At 61.3% G+C, this 16,121-nt stretch carries 16 protein-coding genes and 1 pseudogene; 3 read left to right on the top strand and 14 right to left on the bottom strand.

Annotated features, from left to right (window positions below):
* Window positions 1-330: a ribonuclease E inhibitor RraB gene (locus tag EEB11_RS05880; protein WP_135429490.1), complete on the top strand. Its 330-nt coding sequence runs from the start codon at window positions 1-3 to the stop codon at window positions 328-330.
* A gap of 39 nt (window positions 331-369) precedes the next feature.
* Here EEB11_RS05880 and guaD read toward each other — a convergent pair whose 3' ends face one another.
* On the bottom strand, window positions 370-1,653 hold the full coding sequence (gene guaD / locus EEB11_RS05875) for a guanine deaminase (RefSeq protein ID WP_135429489.1): 1,284 nt from the start codon (window positions 1,651-1,653) through the stop codon (window positions 370-372).
* A gap of 121 nt (window positions 1,654-1,774) precedes the next feature.
* Here guaD and mgtE point away from each other — a divergent pair, with 121 nt between their 5' ends.
* Together mgtE and EEB11_RS05865 are read left to right on the top strand one after the other, a co-directional pair.
* A complete protein-coding gene (gene mgtE / locus EEB11_RS05870; RefSeq protein ID WP_135429488.1) occupies window positions 1,775-3,145 on the top strand; it encodes a magnesium transporter in 1,371 nt (456 codons plus the stop codon).
* Entirely contained in the window at window positions 3,130-3,675 is a 546-nt protein-coding gene (locus EEB11_RS05865; protein WP_135429487.1) for a 5-formyltetrahydrofolate cyclo-ligase, read from the top strand. Before mgtE ends, EEB11_RS05865 begins: the two co-directional genes overlap by 16 nt.
* Before the next feature lie 4 nt (window positions 3,676-3,679).
* Here EEB11_RS05865 and EEB11_RS05860 read toward each other — a convergent pair whose 3' ends face one another.
* From EEB11_RS05860 to EEB11_RS05800, 13 genes and pseudogenes are all read right to left on the bottom strand, one after another.
* On the bottom strand, window positions 3,680-5,008 hold the full coding sequence (locus EEB11_RS05860; RefSeq protein ID WP_210134381.1) for a DUF8689 domain-containing protein: 1,329 nt from the start codon (window positions 5,006-5,008) through the stop codon (window positions 3,680-3,682).
* Between the two features lie 73 nt (window positions 5,009-5,081).
* Window positions 5,082-5,564 (bottom strand): annotated as a pseudogene (locus tag EEB11_RS05855) (prepilin peptidase); the annotation flags it as partial.
* 45 nt (window positions 5,565-5,609) lie between these two features.
* The gene (locus EEB11_RS05850; RefSeq protein ID WP_135429485.1) at window positions 5,610-6,455 is read right to left on the bottom strand and encodes a tetratricopeptide repeat protein; all 846 of its coding nucleotides are present in this window, start codon (window positions 6,453-6,455) and stop codon (window positions 5,610-5,612) included.
* Window positions 6,456-6,494: 39 nt separating this feature from the next.
* Window positions 6,495-6,986, bottom strand: coding sequence for a tetratricopeptide repeat protein (locus tag EEB11_RS05845; RefSeq protein WP_245298798.1), 492 nt, complete (start codon window positions 6,984-6,986; stop codon window positions 6,495-6,497).
* A gap of 85 nt (window positions 6,987-7,071) precedes the next feature.
* Window positions 7,072-8,052 (bottom strand): type II secretion system F family protein, encoded by a 981-nt coding sequence (locus EEB11_RS05840; protein ID WP_135429484.1) that lies wholly within the window; start codon window positions 8,050-8,052, stop codon window positions 7,072-7,074.
* A gap of 9 nt (window positions 8,053-8,061) precedes the next feature.
* The gene (locus tag EEB11_RS05835) at window positions 8,062-9,030 is read right to left on the bottom strand and encodes a type II secretion system F family protein (protein ID WP_135429483.1); all 969 of its coding nucleotides are present in this window, start codon (window positions 9,028-9,030) and stop codon (window positions 8,062-8,064) included.
* A gap of 12 nt (window positions 9,031-9,042) precedes the next feature.
* Window positions 9,043-10,500 (bottom strand): TadA family conjugal transfer-associated ATPase, encoded by a 1,458-nt coding sequence (locus EEB11_RS05830; protein ID WP_135429482.1) that lies wholly within the window; start codon window positions 10,498-10,500, stop codon window positions 9,043-9,045.
* A 21-nt stretch (window positions 10,501-10,521) separates the two neighbouring features.
* Window positions 10,522-11,820 (bottom strand): CpaE/TadZ family protein, encoded by a 1,299-nt coding sequence (locus EEB11_RS05825; protein WP_135429481.1) that lies wholly within the window; start codon window positions 11,818-11,820, stop codon window positions 10,522-10,524.
* 312 nt (window positions 11,821-12,132) lie between these two features.
* Entirely contained in the window at window positions 12,133-12,789 is a 657-nt protein-coding gene (locus tag EEB11_RS05820; RefSeq protein WP_135429480.1) for an OmpA family protein, read from the bottom strand.
* Window positions 12,790-12,794: 5 nt separating this feature from the next.
* A complete protein-coding gene (locus EEB11_RS05815) occupies window positions 12,795-14,183 on the bottom strand; it encodes a type II and III secretion system protein family protein (RefSeq protein ID WP_135429479.1) in 1,389 nt (462 codons plus the stop codon).
* Between the two features lie 202 nt (window positions 14,184-14,385).
* A complete protein-coding gene (gene cpaB / locus EEB11_RS05810; RefSeq protein WP_135429478.1) occupies window positions 14,386-15,225 on the bottom strand; it encodes a Flp pilus assembly protein CpaB in 840 nt (279 codons plus the stop codon).
* Window positions 15,226-15,286: 61 nt separating this feature from the next.
* A complete protein-coding gene (locus EEB11_RS19925; RefSeq protein ID WP_135429477.1) occupies window positions 15,287-15,634 on the bottom strand; it encodes a Flp family type IVb pilin in 348 nt (115 codons plus the stop codon).
* 56 nt (window positions 15,635-15,690) lie between these two features.
* Entirely contained in the window at window positions 15,691-15,891 is a 201-nt protein-coding gene (locus tag EEB11_RS05800; RefSeq protein WP_135429476.1) for a Flp family type IVb pilin, read from the bottom strand.
* Window positions 15,892-16,121: the final 230 nt, after the last annotated feature.

Here is a 16,121-nt window from a genome sequence, read left to right as displayed (position 1 = left end):
ATGGCACATGATTTCGAAGCGCAGAAGCGCGAGACCTTTGACAGTTTCGCCGAGATGAAAAAGGGCGGCGCGACCTTGCCGCAGATGTCGCTGGTGGAATTCTATCTGCTGGCGGAAAGCGATGAGGCGAACTGGAAGGTGTGCGAAAAAGCCTTGCAGGCCAAGGGATTTTCGACCCAGCGCGATCAGGACGAAGACACGCTGATCGTGACCACCAAGACCCCGCTGCGCATCACCCCCGAGATTTTGTGGGAGGAAGAGCGCAAGGTGAGCGAGATCGGCGTCGCCTATGATTTTCTGCCCGATGGCTGGGAATTCGGCTTCGACTGAGCGGTTTCGGCCCTCGGAGTTTTCGGGGCCTGCCCTGTTTCAGGCCCCGTGAACGCAAACCCCTGCCACCCATGTGGCGCGGATGGCGCGGTCGTCGCCCATCATGATGGTCGGGAAAATGCTCTGCCAGATGTCATCTGCGCGCCGGGCCGCCTGTTCGATGGCAGGGGTAGAGGCGAGATCGACCACCACCAGATCTGCCTCCATCCCTGGCCCGATGTTGCCGATCTGGTGATCGGCTTGCAGGGCGCGGGCAGAGCCCTGCGTGGCCAGCCACCACAGCTCTGCCGGGTGCAGGGCGCGGCCGGCCAGTTGGCCGACCTCATAGGCTGCCGCCATGGTGCGCAGCATGGAAAACGACGAGCCGCCGCCGGTGTCGGTGGCAAGGCCGATGCGTTGACCTGCGGCTTTCAGCCCCCCCATGTCGAACAGGCCAGACCCGATGAAGGTGTTGGAGGTGGGGCAGTGGATCAGGCTGGCTCCGGCTTCCTTTAGCCGGGATTTTTCCCGTTCGGTCAGGTGGATGGCATGGCCATAGATGGCACCTTCGCGCAGCAGGCCGTGGGATTCGTAGGTATCAAGATAGTCGCGCGACTGCGGGAACAGCTCTTTGACCCAGGCGATTTCATCGGTTTGTTCCGACAGGTGGGTTTGCATCAGGCAATCCGGATGCTCGCCCCACAGCGCGCCAAGAGCGTGAAGCTGTTCGGGGGTTGACGTGGGCGAGAAGCGGGGCGTGATGACGTAGGACGCGCGGCCTTGGGCGTGCCATTTGTTCAGCAGGCGCTTGCTGTCGTCATAGGCGGATTGCGGCGTGTCGCGTAAGGGCTCGGGCGCGTTGCGGTCCATGCAGGTCTTGCCGGCCCAGACGCGCTGGTTACGGATGGCGGCGGCGGTAAAGAAGGCATCGACGCTTTCGGGGTGGATGGTGCAGTACGAGCAGACCGAGGTGGTTCCGTTCGAAATGGTCAGGTCGAAGTAGCGGTTTGCCACCTCCTGAGCGTAAGGTAGGTTCGAAAAGCGCATTTCCTCGGGGAAGGTATAGCTGTTCAGCCAGTCGATCAGCCGCTTTCCCCAGGAGGCGATGATGGCGGTTTGCGGGTAGTGCACATGGGCATCGACAAAGCCGGCACTGATCAGGGCCGTGCCGTAATCGGTCACTCGGGCCTGCGGATGGGCGCGGCGCAGCGCATCTGCGGAGCCGACGGCAATGATCTTTCCGCCGTCGATCACCAGCGCCTCATCCACCTTGGCGGCGGTTGTGCCATGGTCGAAAGGATCGGCGGTGAAGTGCAGCACCTGGCCCAGCAACAGATCGGTCATCGGTTATCCTCTTTGGTTGAGGGCACCCTATCGTCTTTCCCGCTTTGGGTAAATTTGTGACCTGCCCCCTGTTTGCCGGAAACAGCTTTCGCTAGTGTTGGGGTAATCGGATGGGGTTGGCATGGCAGATGACGCGCGCACGGATGACGACACCGCATTGGACACGCGCCGCGTGGCCCGGATTTTGGACGCGGTCGAGGCTGGCAACACAGCCGAGCTGACCCGGCTGCTGGAGCCGCTGCATGCGGCCGATGTGGCCGACTTGCTGGAACAGATCAGCGGCGAACAGCGCCGCAATCTGCTGGCGATGTGGTCGGGCGAGATTGACGGCGACATTCTGTCCGAAATCTCGGATTCGATCCGCGAAGAGGTGATCGAATCCTTGCCGCCAGAGGTGGTGGCCGAGGCGATGCGCGATCTGGATACCGACGATGTGGTCGATATCCTTGAGGATCTGGAGGAGCCTGCGCAGGAGGCGATCCTGTCGACGCTGGATCAGGCGGACCGGGTGGCGGTGGAGCAGGCGCTGGCCTATCCGGAGTATTCCGCCGGGCGCCTGATGCAGCGCGAGGTGGTGACAGCGCCCGAGCACTGGACCGTGGGCGAGATGATTGACCATATGCGCAGCGTCGACTGGCTGCCGGACCAGTTCTACCACGTGATCCTTGTCGATCCGCGGATGAAGCCGGTGTCTTACGTGACGCTGGGGCGGATGCTGTCGGCGCGGCGGGATGTGACGCTGAAATCCATTGTCGAGGACAGTTTCCGCATCATCGAAGCAAACGAGCCCGAGGCGGATGTGGCCTATCTGTTCAACCAGTACCACCTGATCTCTTGCCCGGTGGTCGACAGGCATGGGCGGCTCGTGGGTGTGATCACGATTGATGACGCGATGAACGTGCTGGATGAGGAACATCAGGAAGACATGTTGCGTATGGCCGGTGTGGATGACGAGGCGACGCTGGCCGATACGGTGTGGGAGGCGACAAAGGGCCGGGCGCTGTGGCTGTTTGTGAACCTGCTGACGGCGATCCTTGCGTCGGTGGTGATCAGCGCCTTTGCCGAGACGATCGAGCAGATGGTGGCCTTGGCTGTCCTGATGCCGATCGTGGCAAGCATGGGCGGCAATGCCGGCACCCAGTCGATGACGGTGGCGGTGCGGGCGCTGGCCACGCGCGATCTGACCCCGCGCAACGCGGCACGGGTGATAAGGCGCGAGGTGGCGGTGGGGGCGATCAACGGCGCGGTATTCGGTGTGTTGATGGCGCTGGTGGCCGGGGTCTGGTTCGGGGTGCCGATGCTGGCGGTTGTGATCGGGCTGGCCATGGTGCTGACGCTGATCGCGGCGGCCTTTGGCGGCATCGCGATTCCGATGGCGCTGGAGCGCGCAGGCGTGGACCCGGCGCTGGCCTCTGGCCCGTTCGTGACGACGGTGACGGATGTGGTTGGGTTCTTTGCCTTTCTAGGGTTGGCGTCGTGGATCCTGCTGTGAAGGCGGCAGCGCGGCAGGTGGCCTTTGCCGCGCGCAAGGCGGCTTTTGCGGCGGGGCAGGGGCAGGCGGCGGAATTGCTGGCCGATGTGCTGGCTGCGCACCGGGGCTTGGCACTGGCCGGTTACATGCCGATGCGGACCGAGATTGACCCGCTGCCCGCAATGGCGGCACATCAGGGGCCGGTCGGGGTGCCGGTGATCATTGGCCCCGCACAAGCCCTGCGGTTTCGCGAATGGTCGCCGGGAAGTGCAATGGTGGCGGGAGACTTCGGCGCGCTGATCCCGCAGGAAGGCGGCTGGCTGGAGCCTGCGGTGCTCATCGTGCCGCTGCTGGCCTTTGATGCGCGGGGGTACCGGCTGGGCTACGGCGGCGGGTTTTATGACCGCACACTGGAGGGGTTGCGGGCGCGCGGCCCGGTGCTGGCGGTGGGCTTTGCCTTTGCCGCGCAAGAGGTGGACGCGGTGCCGATTGACGCCACCGATCAGCCGCTGGACATGATCGTGACCGAGCAGGGGGTGCGGCGGTTCTGAACCGCTACTTCGCGATCTTTTCGTCGCGCACGAACATGTTGCCCCAGGCCCGGTCAACCAGATCGGGGCGCATCTGATAGGGGATGCCCTCGAACTCGCAGATCGCGATCATCTGGTCGATCAGGAAGGTCGGCTGATAATTGGCGAAGTTGTTCTCGATGGTCGGGTACTTGGTCTTGAGCAGGTGCAGCAAGGTGGCCTCGTCCAGCGCCATCTTTTTCTTGCGCGCGACCATGGCGAAGATTTTCAGGAACATTTCCTGATTAGGGCCATCGACCTTGATCTTGAAGAAGATCCGGCGCAGGGCGGCCCCGTCGAAAATCTCGTTCGGGTGGAAGTTGGTGGAAAAGATCACCAGCGTGTCGAACGGCACGGTGAACTTTTCACCCGACTGCAGCGACAGGATATCGCGCGCCTCTTCCAAGGGCACGATCCAGCGGTTGACCAGCTTTTGCGGCGGTTCTGCCTGACGGCCAAGGTCGTCGACGATGAAGATTCCGCCCGACGCCTTGAGCTGCAGGGGGGCCTGATAGGTACGGGCGACGGGGTTGTATTTCAGATCCAGCATGTCGAGCGTCAGTTCGCCCCCGGTGATCACGGTCGGGCGTTCGCAATAGACATAGCGGGTGTCGAACCGGCCCGAGGAGCGGCGCAGGGCATTGGGGTCATCGACCGATTCCTCGGCTGCTGAATGCACGATGGGGTCATAGACGGTGATGACCTGCCCGGAATATTCGATGGCGCGCGGGATATAGATCTTGTCGCCCATGGCGGCGCGGATGCCGTTCGAGATCGAGGATTTCCCGTTGCCGGGCGGGCCATAGAGCAGGATCGACCTGCCGGACGTGATGGCGGGGCCAAGGTTGCCGAGCAGGTCTGGCGGCAGGATCAGGTGACCCATGGCCGCCATCAGCTGGTCGCGGGTCAGGCGGATATCGCGCACCGACTGGCGTTTCATCTGTTCGGCATAGGTGGCCAGCGGCACCGGCAGCGCGCCGTAATACTCGGATTGTGACAGGGCATCCAGCGCGCGGGCCTTGCCGCTGTCGGTCAATTGATAGCCCATTTCATTGCCGGAGGTGGCGTGCAGCGTACCCGTCGCCTCCAGCAGTTTCTGGCCACGCGCGATATCGACAAGTTCCTGCGTCAGGGGCGGCGACAGGGCGATGACGCGGCTGATGTCGGACACCAGGTCGATGTTCATCCTAAAGATGGTCTTGAGCAGGATGTCCCGCATCATCACCAGCGACAAACCGGTCTGGGCCAGCGTTTTTGGCGTGGGCGGCGCGGTCACAGTCGAGGTATTCATGGGCGGGGTGATCGGCATGTTCATGCGCAGACACTCAGGTTCAAAGGACGGGGAGCGGCGGACTGCGTGGCAACCGCCGCTTTGGCCGAAGCCTGCCCTAGAATGCGCCCGGAATTGTGAGCAAAAGATGGAAAATCAGTGTCCCGGCAAGGGCGAGGCCCATGGGGAAGTCACGGCTGGTCCAGCTGACCCAATCGGGCGTGGCGCGGCGCACAAAGCCGATGCGGCGGATGATGCGGTGCACGATGAAGGCACCGATCAGGCAGCTTGCGGCAAGGATGAAAACATAGCGCCAGTCTGCCGCCACAAAGAACGGGGCCATGGCAGTGGCAAACTTGGCGTCGCCGCCGCCGACCAGACGCAAGGCATTGGCCAGAAAGCCGATCACCAGTGTGATGATGGCCAGCACCCAGCCCCAGGCCCAGGATTGCAGCGGGAACCCGGTCAGAAAGACTGCCGCCAAGCCCACCACCAGCCAGACCGCCAGCAGAGCGATCATGGTCTTGTTGGGGATCTTCATAAGTTTCATGTCTGACCATGCCACCCACCCCCCGATGAAAAGGGCAAAGGGCAGAAAGGCGATGGCGGCACCGGGCGTCAGCGGGGCAAGGGTCGGAAACATGCCTTATGCCTCAAGGGCTGCCAGCGCGCGGGCGGCGGTTTCAAAATGCTGCGGATGGGTCTCCACCGCTTCGCGCAGCAACTGCCGCCCGGTGCTGACATCGCCCTGCTTGATGGCGGTCAGCGCCATGGTGTATAGAAGCTCGGCTTTTTCGGCTTGGCTCATCTTCACCACGGGCAGTTCGTATTTGCGCTGCGCACCGCGGGCCAGCACCAGATTGTTCTTGGTGGTGAAGGTGTTGGGGTCAAAGGTCAGGGCCTGCACGAACAGCCGCTCGGCCCCCGGTGCATCGCCCCGGGTCAGCTTGGAAAAGCCCCAGTTGTTCAGTACGCCTGACGGCTTGGTTGTCAGCCCGGCGGCGATTTCATAAAAGCTGTCGGCCTTGGCCCAGTTCTTCTTGCTGTCGGCGATCATCGCTTCCAGCCGGTAGCGTTCAAAGGTTTCATGGGTGGGCGGCACCTTGTTCAGCTCTGCCTCGGCGGCGGGCCATTCATTGGCGCGGATCAGGGCGTCGGCCAGCCACACGCGATCTTCGTTGGTGGCCTGCGGATGGGCGGTGACGGTGCGCCAGGCGACTGCCGCCTCGGCCGGGCGGCCGGCACGGACCAACGATTTGCCAAGCCCGCGTTTCAGGTCGATCCGGTCAGGGTTCTGGTCGGCGGTGCGCTGGAAGTAGGACACGGCTTCTTCGGGGTCGCCCACGGTCAGCATGATGTCGGACAGGTTGGATTCGTCGATGACGTTCACGTCTTTCAACGCGCGTTGCACTTCGGCATCGGGAGATCTTTGGCATGCACTCAGGGCGACCGCGCCCGAAAGGCACAGTGCCACAACGATCGGTCGGCGCATTTATGCGTCCTCTTTGACTGCTCCGGCCCTTGGCCCGCGTTACAACTCGGACAACAGCTCATAGGTGCTGTATCCGCGCCGAACGAGGGTGAACCGTGATGTTTCCTCGGGCTCAACATACACGGCATCTTCACTTTTTGCGATGGCACGCATCAGGTTTTCGCGGATCATGTCTGTTTGGCCACTATCTGCCGCGAATGCACGTTGGAAGAACAGCCGCGCCTCGCCGTAATTGCCGCGTTCCATCAACACGACGCCAAGGTTGTTCAGCGCGGGGACGAAGTTCGGGTCCTCGATCACGGCTTTGCGCAACAGGTCTTCGGACTGGTTCAACCGGCCAAGGTGCAGGTTGGCAGAGCCAAGGGCCGACAGGACATCGGCCGTAAAGCCCTGTTGACCGGCGGCCCGCAGATAGGCCCGGAGCGCCAGATCGTATTCCGAAGCGGCCATCAGGCGGTGGCCGACGATCAGCCCGTCGATTGACTCCTCATCCGGATTGACCCCGTAGCCCACATCGCGCGCACCAAACAGACCACCGCCGCCTGTTGTGCCACAGGCGGCGAGGGCAAGGGTCAGCGCCAGCGCGGGGCTGGCAAGAACACGGATGCGCGAAATATCAACCTCCACCCCCCATCTTGCCGGCAAAGCCCGCCAAAGACGGCCCGATCAGGATAACCAGAAGCGGTGGCAGGGTGAAGAGCATTGTTCCCAACGTCAGCTTGGTGGGGATGGTGTTGGCCTTTTCTTCGGCACGCATGATGCGTTTGTCGCGCATTTCCGCCGAATAGACCCGCAGCGCATCGGCGATCGAGGTGCCGAAGCTGGCAGACTGGATCAGGGTGGTCACGAAAGAGGTAATGTCGGACAGACCGACGCGCTCGGACATGTCACGCAGAACGGCGATACGTTCCTTGCCGGCCTTGACCTCTTGCGCGACGGTTTCAAATTCCTCGGCCAGCGCGGGATAGCCATTGCGGGCCTCATTTCCGACGCGGATGATCGATTGATCCAGCGACTGCCCGGCCTCGACACAAACCAGCATCATGTCAAGCGCGTCGGGAAAGCCTTCGGTGATCTGCTGCTGCCGCTCGGCAATGCGGCGGGTGACCCAGTAGACTGGCGCATAATAGCCGACGGCGGCAGGCAGGATGGTATACAGCACCATCGTCTGGGTGGTCAGCTCGGTCTGTGTCGATTTGAGCAGGGTGTAAAGCAAGCCCAGCACCAGAATGCCAAGGCCCAGGGCGAATTGTGAAAAGTGGAACACCCGCACGGCACCTTTGCCGCGGTAACCCGCGCGCAGCAATTTCATGCGGGTGGCGGACAGTTCCTCGGCGGTTTGCGGTTCAAGGTAGGTGGCAAACCGCTCCAGCTTGTCGGCCTTGGACGGACCGCCCCGGCGCAGCTTTTCGACGGTGTCCACCGCCTTGCCGGTGCGCAGGGCGCGGATGTTGTCCAGCGGGTCTTTCTTCTTTTGCAGCATCGTGGGCAGGGCCACGATGATCAGCAAAAGCCCGACACCGCCAAGGGCCAGCAGCGGCCCCATCGGACCCAGAAGATCGGTCAGCAGCGTGTTGATTTGACTGAAGATTTCCATGGCCTGCCCCTAGACTTTGATCGTCGTCATGATTTTCATGTAAAAGACGTTGATGGTCAGCATCACGCCGACAAAGATGCCAGCCGGCACGAAGGCCGGTGTATCTTTGACATCTGCGTAGTAATTCGGGTCAAGCATGTTGATGGCGACCAGAGCCGCCAGCGGGAAGGCGGAGAGGAACGTGCCTGACCATTTCGCTTCGGCGGTGATGGCCTTGACGCGACGGAACAGCTTGTAGCGTGCCCGCACCACCTTGCCCAGACCTTCCAGAATTTCGGCGAGGTTGCCGCCTGCCTGCTGCTGGATCGCAACCGCGACCGCCAGAAAACGCAGATCCTGGTTGTCCATCCGCTCGGCAAAAGCCTTGAGACTGTCGGCGACATTGCGACCATAGGCGGCTTCGTCCGCGATCATGCCGAATTCGGTGCCAAGCGGATCAGACACTTCTTTCGCCACGATCCCGATGGCCGAGGCAAATGGATGGCCGACGCGCAAGGACCGCACCATCAGCTCGATCGCTTCGGCCAGTTGCTCTTCCATCTTGTTGATGCGGGTCTTGGCCTTCTTGTTGACCCAGAAATACACGCCGCCCACGCCCATGATGACCGCGATGGCGATGCGGATCGGCGTGTCGACGGCAGTCCCGACGGTCAGCCCGGCAAAGGCAAAGACCGAGACCAGCGCCATGATGCCGATCAGCTGTTTGGGGGAAAAGGCGATATTGGCCTTTTGCGCCTTGTCGGCCAGCAGAGAATACAGCGGAATACCGCGCGACGACAGGTGCTGGCTCATTTCCTTGCGCAGCTGTTCCAGAACCTGTTCGCGGTTGCCGTTCTTCTGCATCAGGGCCAGCCGGCGGCTGACGCGGCTGTCCATGCTGATGGATTTGCCAAAAACGGTCAGATACAGGCCTTCGACCAGAACCACGACCGCGACGAAAATCAGAATGTAGATCAGCGGTGCTGCTGAAATTTCCATGGTGCAGCCCCCTCAGGCGATCGGTTCGTAGATGGACGCGGGCAGATCATAACCCCATTGGCGGAAGCGGTCGGAATAGGCCGAGCGGATGCCGGTGGCGTTGAAGCGCCCGATGATCTTGCCGTTTGATTCAGTGCCAAGGCGTTCGTAGCGGAAGATTTCCTGCATCGAGATCACCTCGCCCTCCATGCCGGTGATTTCGGTGATGCTGACCATGCGGCGTGACCCGTCCTGCAGACGGCTGGCCTGCACGATCAGGTTCACAGCCGACGAGATCTGGCTGCGCATCGCCTTGGTCGGCATTTCGATGCCGGACATGGCGATCATGTTTTCCAGACGGCTGATGCCGTCGCGGGCCGAGTTTGCGTGGATGGTGGTCATTGATCCGTCATGGCCGGTGTTCATGGCCTGCAGCATGTCGATAACTTCCTCGCCGCGGGTTTCACCCACGATGATCCGGTCAGGCCGCATCCGCAGCGCGTTGCGCAGACAGTCCCGCTGCGTGACGGCGCCCTTGCCTTCGACGTTGGGCGGGCGGCTTTCCATCCGGCCCACATGGACCTGTTGCAGCTGAAGTTCGGCGGTGTCTTCGATGGTCAGGATGCGTTCGTCGTTGGCGATGAAGGACGACAGCGCGTTGAGCGTGGTGGTCTTGCCCGACCCGGTCCCGCCCGAGACGATCACGTTCAGCCGGGTGGCGACGGCAGCCTGCAGATAGGCCGCCATTTCCTCGGTAAACGCACCAAAGCGCACCAGATCGGGGATGCCCAGCTTGTCTTTCTTGAATTTGCGGATCGACACCAGCGACCCGTCCACCGCCACCGGCGGCACCATGCAGTTGAAGCGCGACCCATCGGCAAGGCGCGCGTCGCAATAGGGGTTGGACTCGTCGACCCGGCGGCCCACGGCCGACACGATCTTGTCGATGATCCGCAGCAGATGGCGTTCATCCTTGAAGGTGATGTCTGTCAGCGACAGCTTGCCGCCGCGTTCGACAAAGATGCGCTTAGGGCCGTTGACCAGGATGTCGTTGACCGTCTCATCCTTCAGCAGCGCCTCCAATGGGCCAAGACCCATGACTTCGTCGTAAAGTTCCTGATGCAGGATCTGCCGGTCTTGCGCATTCAGGGCGACGCTCATCTCGTCCAGCGCTTCGGCAGTGATCGAGGCAATTTCAAGTTTCAGGCTGGCTTCGGACGCCTTTTCCAGTGCCGACAGGTTCAGGTTGTCCAGCAGGCGCTTGTGCAGCTCAACCTTGAGCTCCATGATCTTGTCTTTGCGCTTCTTTTCCTTGTCCGATGCCATCGCCTCGGCGGCGGTTTTCGGCGGCGGGGCCGCAGGGACCGGGCGCGAGGAGATGGAGATGGGCTTGGGCGCAGCGGCAGTCGGGGCCACCGGGCCCGAAGATGTGACGGGCTTCAGCCCGGTGGATGCCGGGCCGGTTTCGGGCTTCTTGAATCGCGAAAACATCGGTATGCCCCCTTGGCCCGATCAGGCCTTGCCAGACTCCACGCCCTTGTTCAGGTCGTGCAGCGATTTGGCGAGTTTCTGGATTTCCTTGCGCAGCGGATTCTTTGCCGCGGTTTCGGCAAGCGGCAGGCCGTGGTCGTTGGCCTGCGTGACCTGCACACTGCCATCGGGCAATTGCAGCTCGATGGTGATATCAAGGCTTTCGGCCATGCGCTTGACCCGGCTTTTGCCCGAAAGGTCAGTGAACTTTGGCGCGCGGTTCAGCACGTAGCGCAGCTTTTCATGCGGCAAGGCTTCGGCCTTGAGCGCGCGGATCAGGCGGAGGATGTTCTGGGCCGAGCGCAGATCAAGCTCCAGCAGCGCGAAATAGACATGCGCGCGGGTCAGGATGGATTCGGTCCAGACCACGATGGTCTTGGGCATGTCGATGATGACGTAGTCGAAATTCGCCGCCGCCATGTCGACGATCCGGCCAATGTCCTCTGGTCCGATGATGTCGAGCGGCAACATATCGGCCGGGGCGGTAAAGACGTGCAGGCGGTCGTTGAAGGTAAGCATGGATTGCAGGAAAGTGTCGCTGTCGACGCTGGCGGTGTCGGACAGCACTTCGAACACGATTTCCTTGCGCGGCAAGTCCAGATATGTGGCTGCCGAACCATATTGAAAATCGAAATCCAGCAGGCAGACGCGTGGCGCATCGGTTTTTGACAGGGTTGCCAACTCCCACGCGAGGTTGACGGCAAATGTCGAAGACCCGGTGCCACCGGCAAGGCCATGGACGGGCAGCACCACGCCTTCGCGGTCCCCCTTGGCCTTGAACTTTGGCGAGGCCACCACTTCGGGTTCCGGATCAGGCACCAGTGATATGGTCGGGGCAGCGCTGGGGGGGGCGGCGACCGGGGCCGGGGCAGCGGCCTGCCGCAGGCGTTCGATAGCGTCTTGCAGGGCCCCGTCGGGCAGCGGGTAGGGCAGGAAATCATCGGCCCCCAGACGCAGCAGCTGATGCAAGGCAATGGGGCTGAGCTGATCGGCGATCAGCATCACCTTGATATCCTGTGCCTTTGCACTGTGGATGATCTCTGCAATGCGGGTCAGGTCGTCCTCGTCTTCGGCATCGACGGCGATGGCCACGAATTCCAGGGTGCTTGCTTCGGGCTGACCCATGAATTGCACGGCATCGTCAAACGACAGATCGCCCCAGCTTTCGCCAAGGGCATTTTCCATGTCGTCGATCAGCAACTCGAAATTCTGCACGTCCCGCGAAATGGTGCAGGCCTTGATCGGTGCGGGATCTGGTTGAAGGGTTGCCACGCTCGTCATCTCGCCTCTTGTCCTTCCAGAAGACGGAGCCGTTGCAAGGCGTTCGCTCAGATGCGACATCAACCCAGATCTGCCCCGAAGCCGTGCGGGACTTCGCCCGCGACTGTTTCCATTGCCCATAAGAATGCTTGAGAATGGTGGCAGGAATGGGGCTAAAAGATCGTGATTCTTTGATATTTGGTGGGGGCAGCGGCAAGGAATGCTGCTTGACCCTAGGTCAGTAAAAAAGGGGGCACGGTTTGGCCCCCTTTTTTCACTGTTTTCACATCTGCAACAGTGCCATGACCAGCACCGTCCGTCTTTATCGGCAGATCAGTTGCCCGGATTGAGCTGGGTGACGACCCGCGTGGCTTCGGGAATTGGCCGGACAGCGCTTGCGACATATTCGCGGAAGATCACTTCGGCATATTTGCCGTTCAGCGGCCCGCTTTGACGTTTGTGGAACCCGGCCACTTCGGTCACGGTGCGGCGGTTTGCCTCTTCCGGGCCTTGGGTGGCGACGACCGGGCGGGTCTTGCCGTAGGACACCAAAGCCTCCAGCCGGTGGGTGCTGATGCCCTGGCTGGCAAAGAACGCCACCACAGCTTGTGCGCGGCGCTTGCCAAGCGTCTGATTGTAGCTGTTCGAGCCGACCAGATCGGTGTGGCCATAGACCGAGAACCGCAGTTCGGGGAACTGGCGGATCCAGTCGGCCTGACGGGCCAGCACCTGCCGCGCCTCGGGGGTCAGCTGGGCGCTGTTGAAGGCGAAGGTGACCGTGCTGGGCACTTCGGCCCGGAACCGGACGTTGAGCTGCTGGGTCGCATCGATTTCGCCCGACATGATGGCGGTGTTGTTGCGGGTGACAGAGCCATAGCCGCCCTCGTCAATTTCATGCCCCAGCTGCTTGTCAAACCCGGGCTGGGCGGTGCAGGATGCCAGTGCCGTGGCCAGCAGGAGGGTAATCAGGGCTGTGGAGGGTCTGAGCATGGGTCTTACTCCATCACATAGCCGTAAGAGGTGCTGAAATCCTGCCGCGCCACTTCGCCTGCGGCCCCGCGTTGGGAACCGACAACAGAACCGTTGAGGAAGAACTCCCGTTCTGTCGGCAGGCGGACGCGATCGGTTGGCAGGGCATAGACATCGCCGCGCGTCGGCGTGACCAGATGCGGGGTGATGATGATCACAAGTTCCGACTGGTTGCGCTGATAATCCGAGCTGCGGAACAGCGCGCCGAGGATCGGCACATCGCCGATCCATGGCAACTGGTTGTTCAGGTTGCGGAAATCGTCCTGCAACAGACCGGCGATGGCAAAACTTTCGCCATCGCGCATTTCCACAGTTGTAGATGTCTCGCGGCGTCTGAAGGCGTTGATCGAAAAACCACCGGCTTCGATGGTGACGGTGTTGTCAATCGAGGACACGGCCGCGTTGAGCTGCAGGTTGATAATATCACCATCGACAACCGTAGGCGTAAAGCTCAGTTCGACCCCGAAAGGCTTATACTGAATCGTCACGCCATCGGAGCTTGAGACCGGAACCGGGTATTCGCCACCGCCCAGAAACCGCGCCTCTTGTCCCGACAGCGCGGTCAAGTTCGGTTCGGCCAGCGTGCGCACCACGCCTTTTGTTTCCAGGGCTTCGAGCAGCACGGCGAATTGCACCGATCCGGCGGTGAAGCCAAGGCCAAGCGCACCACTGTTGCCGGTTGCCGAGCTGACGGGGTTGGTGACGCTTCCTCCCAGCAAAGAGCCGGTTTGGGCGCCGATGGTGTTCCGGCCGCCGCCCTGTGCTGCCAGTGAGACACCAAGGTTCTTCGAAACCGACCGTTGCATTTCGGCAAAGCGGACCTTGAGCATCACCTGCTGGGTGCCGCCCACGCTCATCAGATTGGACACGCGCTCGGGCGCGTAGCGGTTGGCCAGATCCAGCGCGCGGTCGAGTTTGGCGATGGAAGACACCACACCAGACAGCACGATGCCGTCATTGGCGGTGCGCACCTCTATCGGCTCGCCGGGCAGAATCTGCTGCAGGCGTTCCTTGAATTCGGCGATATCGGGGGTGACATGCACATCGACGTTGGAAATCAGCCGCCCGTCGGGGGCCAGAAGCGTCAGCGTGGTCCGGCCCGGCGTCTTGCCCAGCACATAGATCGACCGGTCCGACAGGGTGGAGATATCGGCGATGCCGGGGTTGGCGATGGACAGTTCGGCAAAGGGCGTGTCGCTTTCGACCACCACGGCACGGTTCATCGGCACCTGAAGCGGTGCCGACACAGATCCGCGCATCACCCGCAGCGTTTCGGCCGAAACGGCACCCGAAAGTACTGTGGTGGCCAAGGCCGCGGCCATCAGGCCCGCCTTGAAAAGAATATTCATGCTCATGTGACCTGCCCTTTCGATCACGCCTCTTTCCGGGTCTTTTTGCCCGTATTTTTAACGAAGATGCCTGCAAAGCCGTTTTTTTGCAAGAATCAAACGCTTATTCGCCAAAGCTTATGTGGATAAGTTGCAACAGCGCGCAACAGATCGGCCAAAGTGAAAGGGCGGCCACCAGATAAGGTGCCGCCCGTAGCCGTTGCCAAGGTCAGTTTGTGCAGGGAATCGGCACTTCGACCCGTTCGCTGCCGTTGCGCTGGATCACCGTACAGACCTTTGCAGCTTCGATCTGCACCACTTCTTTCTTCTGGATGTCCAGCAATTCGCGGCTGTTCACCTCGATGGTTTCGCTGATGCTGTCATCGCCGGACCCGACGAGCGACAGGGCCAGACGGCCGGTGGCCTGCGCCTGCGCCAGACGGGCAACCTGCGACGGTGTGGCCAGAACGGTGACGGTGCGGGCGACAACGGCACCGGCATTCGCATCGGCTTGCTGGTCAACAGCGATGATCCGGGTGGAGCTTTCGATCAGCCGGGTCAACTCCCCGCCGGTGCCGTCAACAGCGCCGGTCCAGTAGACATCGACCCGGTCGCCGGGCTGCACAAAGCCCGACACCCCCGAGGCGACGTCGACTTTGATTGCAAAGGCGCGCATGCCCTTGGCGATCTGGCCGGTCAGGCCGGCCCCCTGACCCGGTTCGGTGACCTTGGTGGCGAGGATGGGTTCAAATCTATCCATCGGGCGCAGGATATAGCGGCGGTCTTTTCCCCCGGCCGGAAACAGTTTTGCCTCTTCGCTGAACACGCCTTTCGGCAAGGAATTTTGCGGCCAGTAGACCAGCTGCACATCTTCGGCGGTCAGCTCTTCGCCGTAATTCTTGGTCTTGGTTACCACGTAGACCTGAACAATCGGGCCAACCTTGGCCCGCAACGCGCGCTCCTGTTCAAGCTGCGTTTGGGTCTGGCCGATATAGCCCTTTGCCAAATAAACAGCGCTGCCCGCGAGGGCCACACCTGCTATAAGCACCAGTCCAAACATGCCGCGCATTCAAAAATCCTTTCCAGCGATGAGTGGGAGGCCCGCTCCGCCACTCATTAATTCGTATGCCTTACGGCTGTCTCATGGCCCCGTTGATCGCGGTGATTGCCGCATCGAACACTTCGGGGGTGAAGACTGTAAAGACGAGCAGCACCAGGCCGACCACACCAGCGGTCAGAACCACCCAGTCAATTGTGACGGCACCGGACTCGTCGTTCCAAAACCAGAGAAATGGACTGTGGCTGGGCTGGTTTGGGAGTAACGTCATGACTCTGGTCCCGTGTTGATTGAACAGTGGTTTATGATCGGCCACTGTGGTCGCCCCGCCTTGTAGTAAAGTTGGCCTATTCATCGATTGTTTGCCCCGCTCGTGCAAATTGACAGCTTCGAGGACGAGAAAGAGCGCAAACCGGGTCACCGGTCTGCGCCCTGAGGCTTAACCGGACAACAAAAGGTTGTCCTTGTCTGATACTATTATTCTTCGCCTTCGCCTGCAACGACACCGGCAGCGGAGGTCAGCTGGGTGCCGATTGCGCCGCCCGCTTGCGTAATTGGTTCGCGCAGCTGGCTGACCACCAGCAGGCCCAGGCCCACAACGGCGGCGGTCAGAACGACCCAGTCAACGGTCACTGCGCCGGATTCGTCGTTCTTGAAGTTTTTGATCATGTTCAGCATGGTGGATCTCTCTTTCACGTGTTGCTTTGGTTGGTTGCACCGCGCGGCATTTTTGTCGGTCTGGCCTCTGTTCCGTTCCGTCTTCCGTTCGGTATGACCTTGTTTTGATCTGTAACGGTGGCAACATCTGGGCATGGATCGGGTGTTTTTAGGCTTTTTGAACTTTTCTGGAAATTCAGTGGCAATCGCTTGAAATAATACAAATTTATTTTTGCGTGGGCGGTCGTTTC

Origin of the sequence: Pseudotabrizicola sediminis (assembly GCF_004745575.1) — a bacterium.
GTDB lineage: Bacteria > Pseudomonadota > Alphaproteobacteria > Rhodobacterales > Rhodobacteraceae > Pseudotabrizicola > Pseudotabrizicola sediminis.
The sequence above is the reverse complement of the archived record's forward strand: the minus strand, read 5'-3'. Positions and strand labels throughout refer to the sequence as shown.

What these genes read in the sequence shown, in the direction of transcription:
- EEB11_RS05880 (WP_135429490.1), top strand. Translation starts at nt 1, where the DNA reads ATGGCACATGATTTCGAAGCGCAGAAGCGCGAGACCTTTGACAGTTTC.
- guaD (WP_135429489.1), bottom strand. Translation starts at nt 1,653, where the DNA reads ATGACCGATCTGTTGCTGGGCCAGGTGCTGCACTTCACCGCCGATCCT.
- mgtE (WP_135429488.1), top strand. Translation starts at nt 1,775, where the DNA reads ATGGCAGATGACGCGCGCACGGATGACGACACCGCATTGGACACGCGC.
- EEB11_RS05860 (WP_210134381.1), bottom strand. Translation starts at nt 5,008, where the DNA reads ATGAACATGCCGATCACCCCGCCCATGAATACCTCGACTGTGACCGCG.
- EEB11_RS05850 (WP_135429485.1), bottom strand. Translation starts at nt 6,455, where the DNA reads ATGCGCCGACCGATCGTTGTGGCACTGTGCCTTTCGGGCGCGGTCGCC.
- EEB11_RS05840 (WP_135429484.1), bottom strand. Translation starts at nt 8,052, where the DNA reads ATGGAAATCTTCAGTCAAATCAACACGCTGCTGACCGATCTTCTGGGT.
- EEB11_RS05835 (WP_135429483.1), bottom strand. Translation starts at nt 9,030, where the DNA reads ATGGAAATTTCAGCAGCACCGCTGATCTACATTCTGATTTTCGTCGCG.
- EEB11_RS05830 (WP_135429482.1), bottom strand. Translation starts at nt 10,500, where the DNA reads ATGTTTTCGCGATTCAAGAAGCCCGAAACCGGCCCGGCATCCACCGGG.
- EEB11_RS05825 (WP_135429481.1), bottom strand. Translation starts at nt 11,820, where the DNA reads ATGACGAGCGTGGCAACCCTTCAACCAGATCCCGCACCGATCAAGGCC.
- EEB11_RS05820 (WP_135429480.1), bottom strand. Translation starts at nt 12,789, where the DNA reads ATGCTCAGACCCTCCACAGCCCTGATTACCCTCCTGCTGGCCACGGCA.
- EEB11_RS05815 (WP_135429479.1), bottom strand. Translation starts at nt 14,183, where the DNA reads ATGAGCATGAATATTCTTTTCAAGGCGGGCCTGATGGCCGCGGCCTTG.
- cpaB (WP_135429478.1), bottom strand. Translation starts at nt 15,225, where the DNA reads ATGCGCGGCATGTTTGGACTGGTGCTTATAGCAGGTGTGGCCCTCGCG.
- EEB11_RS05800 (WP_135429476.1), bottom strand. Translation starts at nt 15,891, where the DNA reads ATGCTGAACATGATCAAAAACTTCAAGAACGACGAATCCGGCGCAGTG.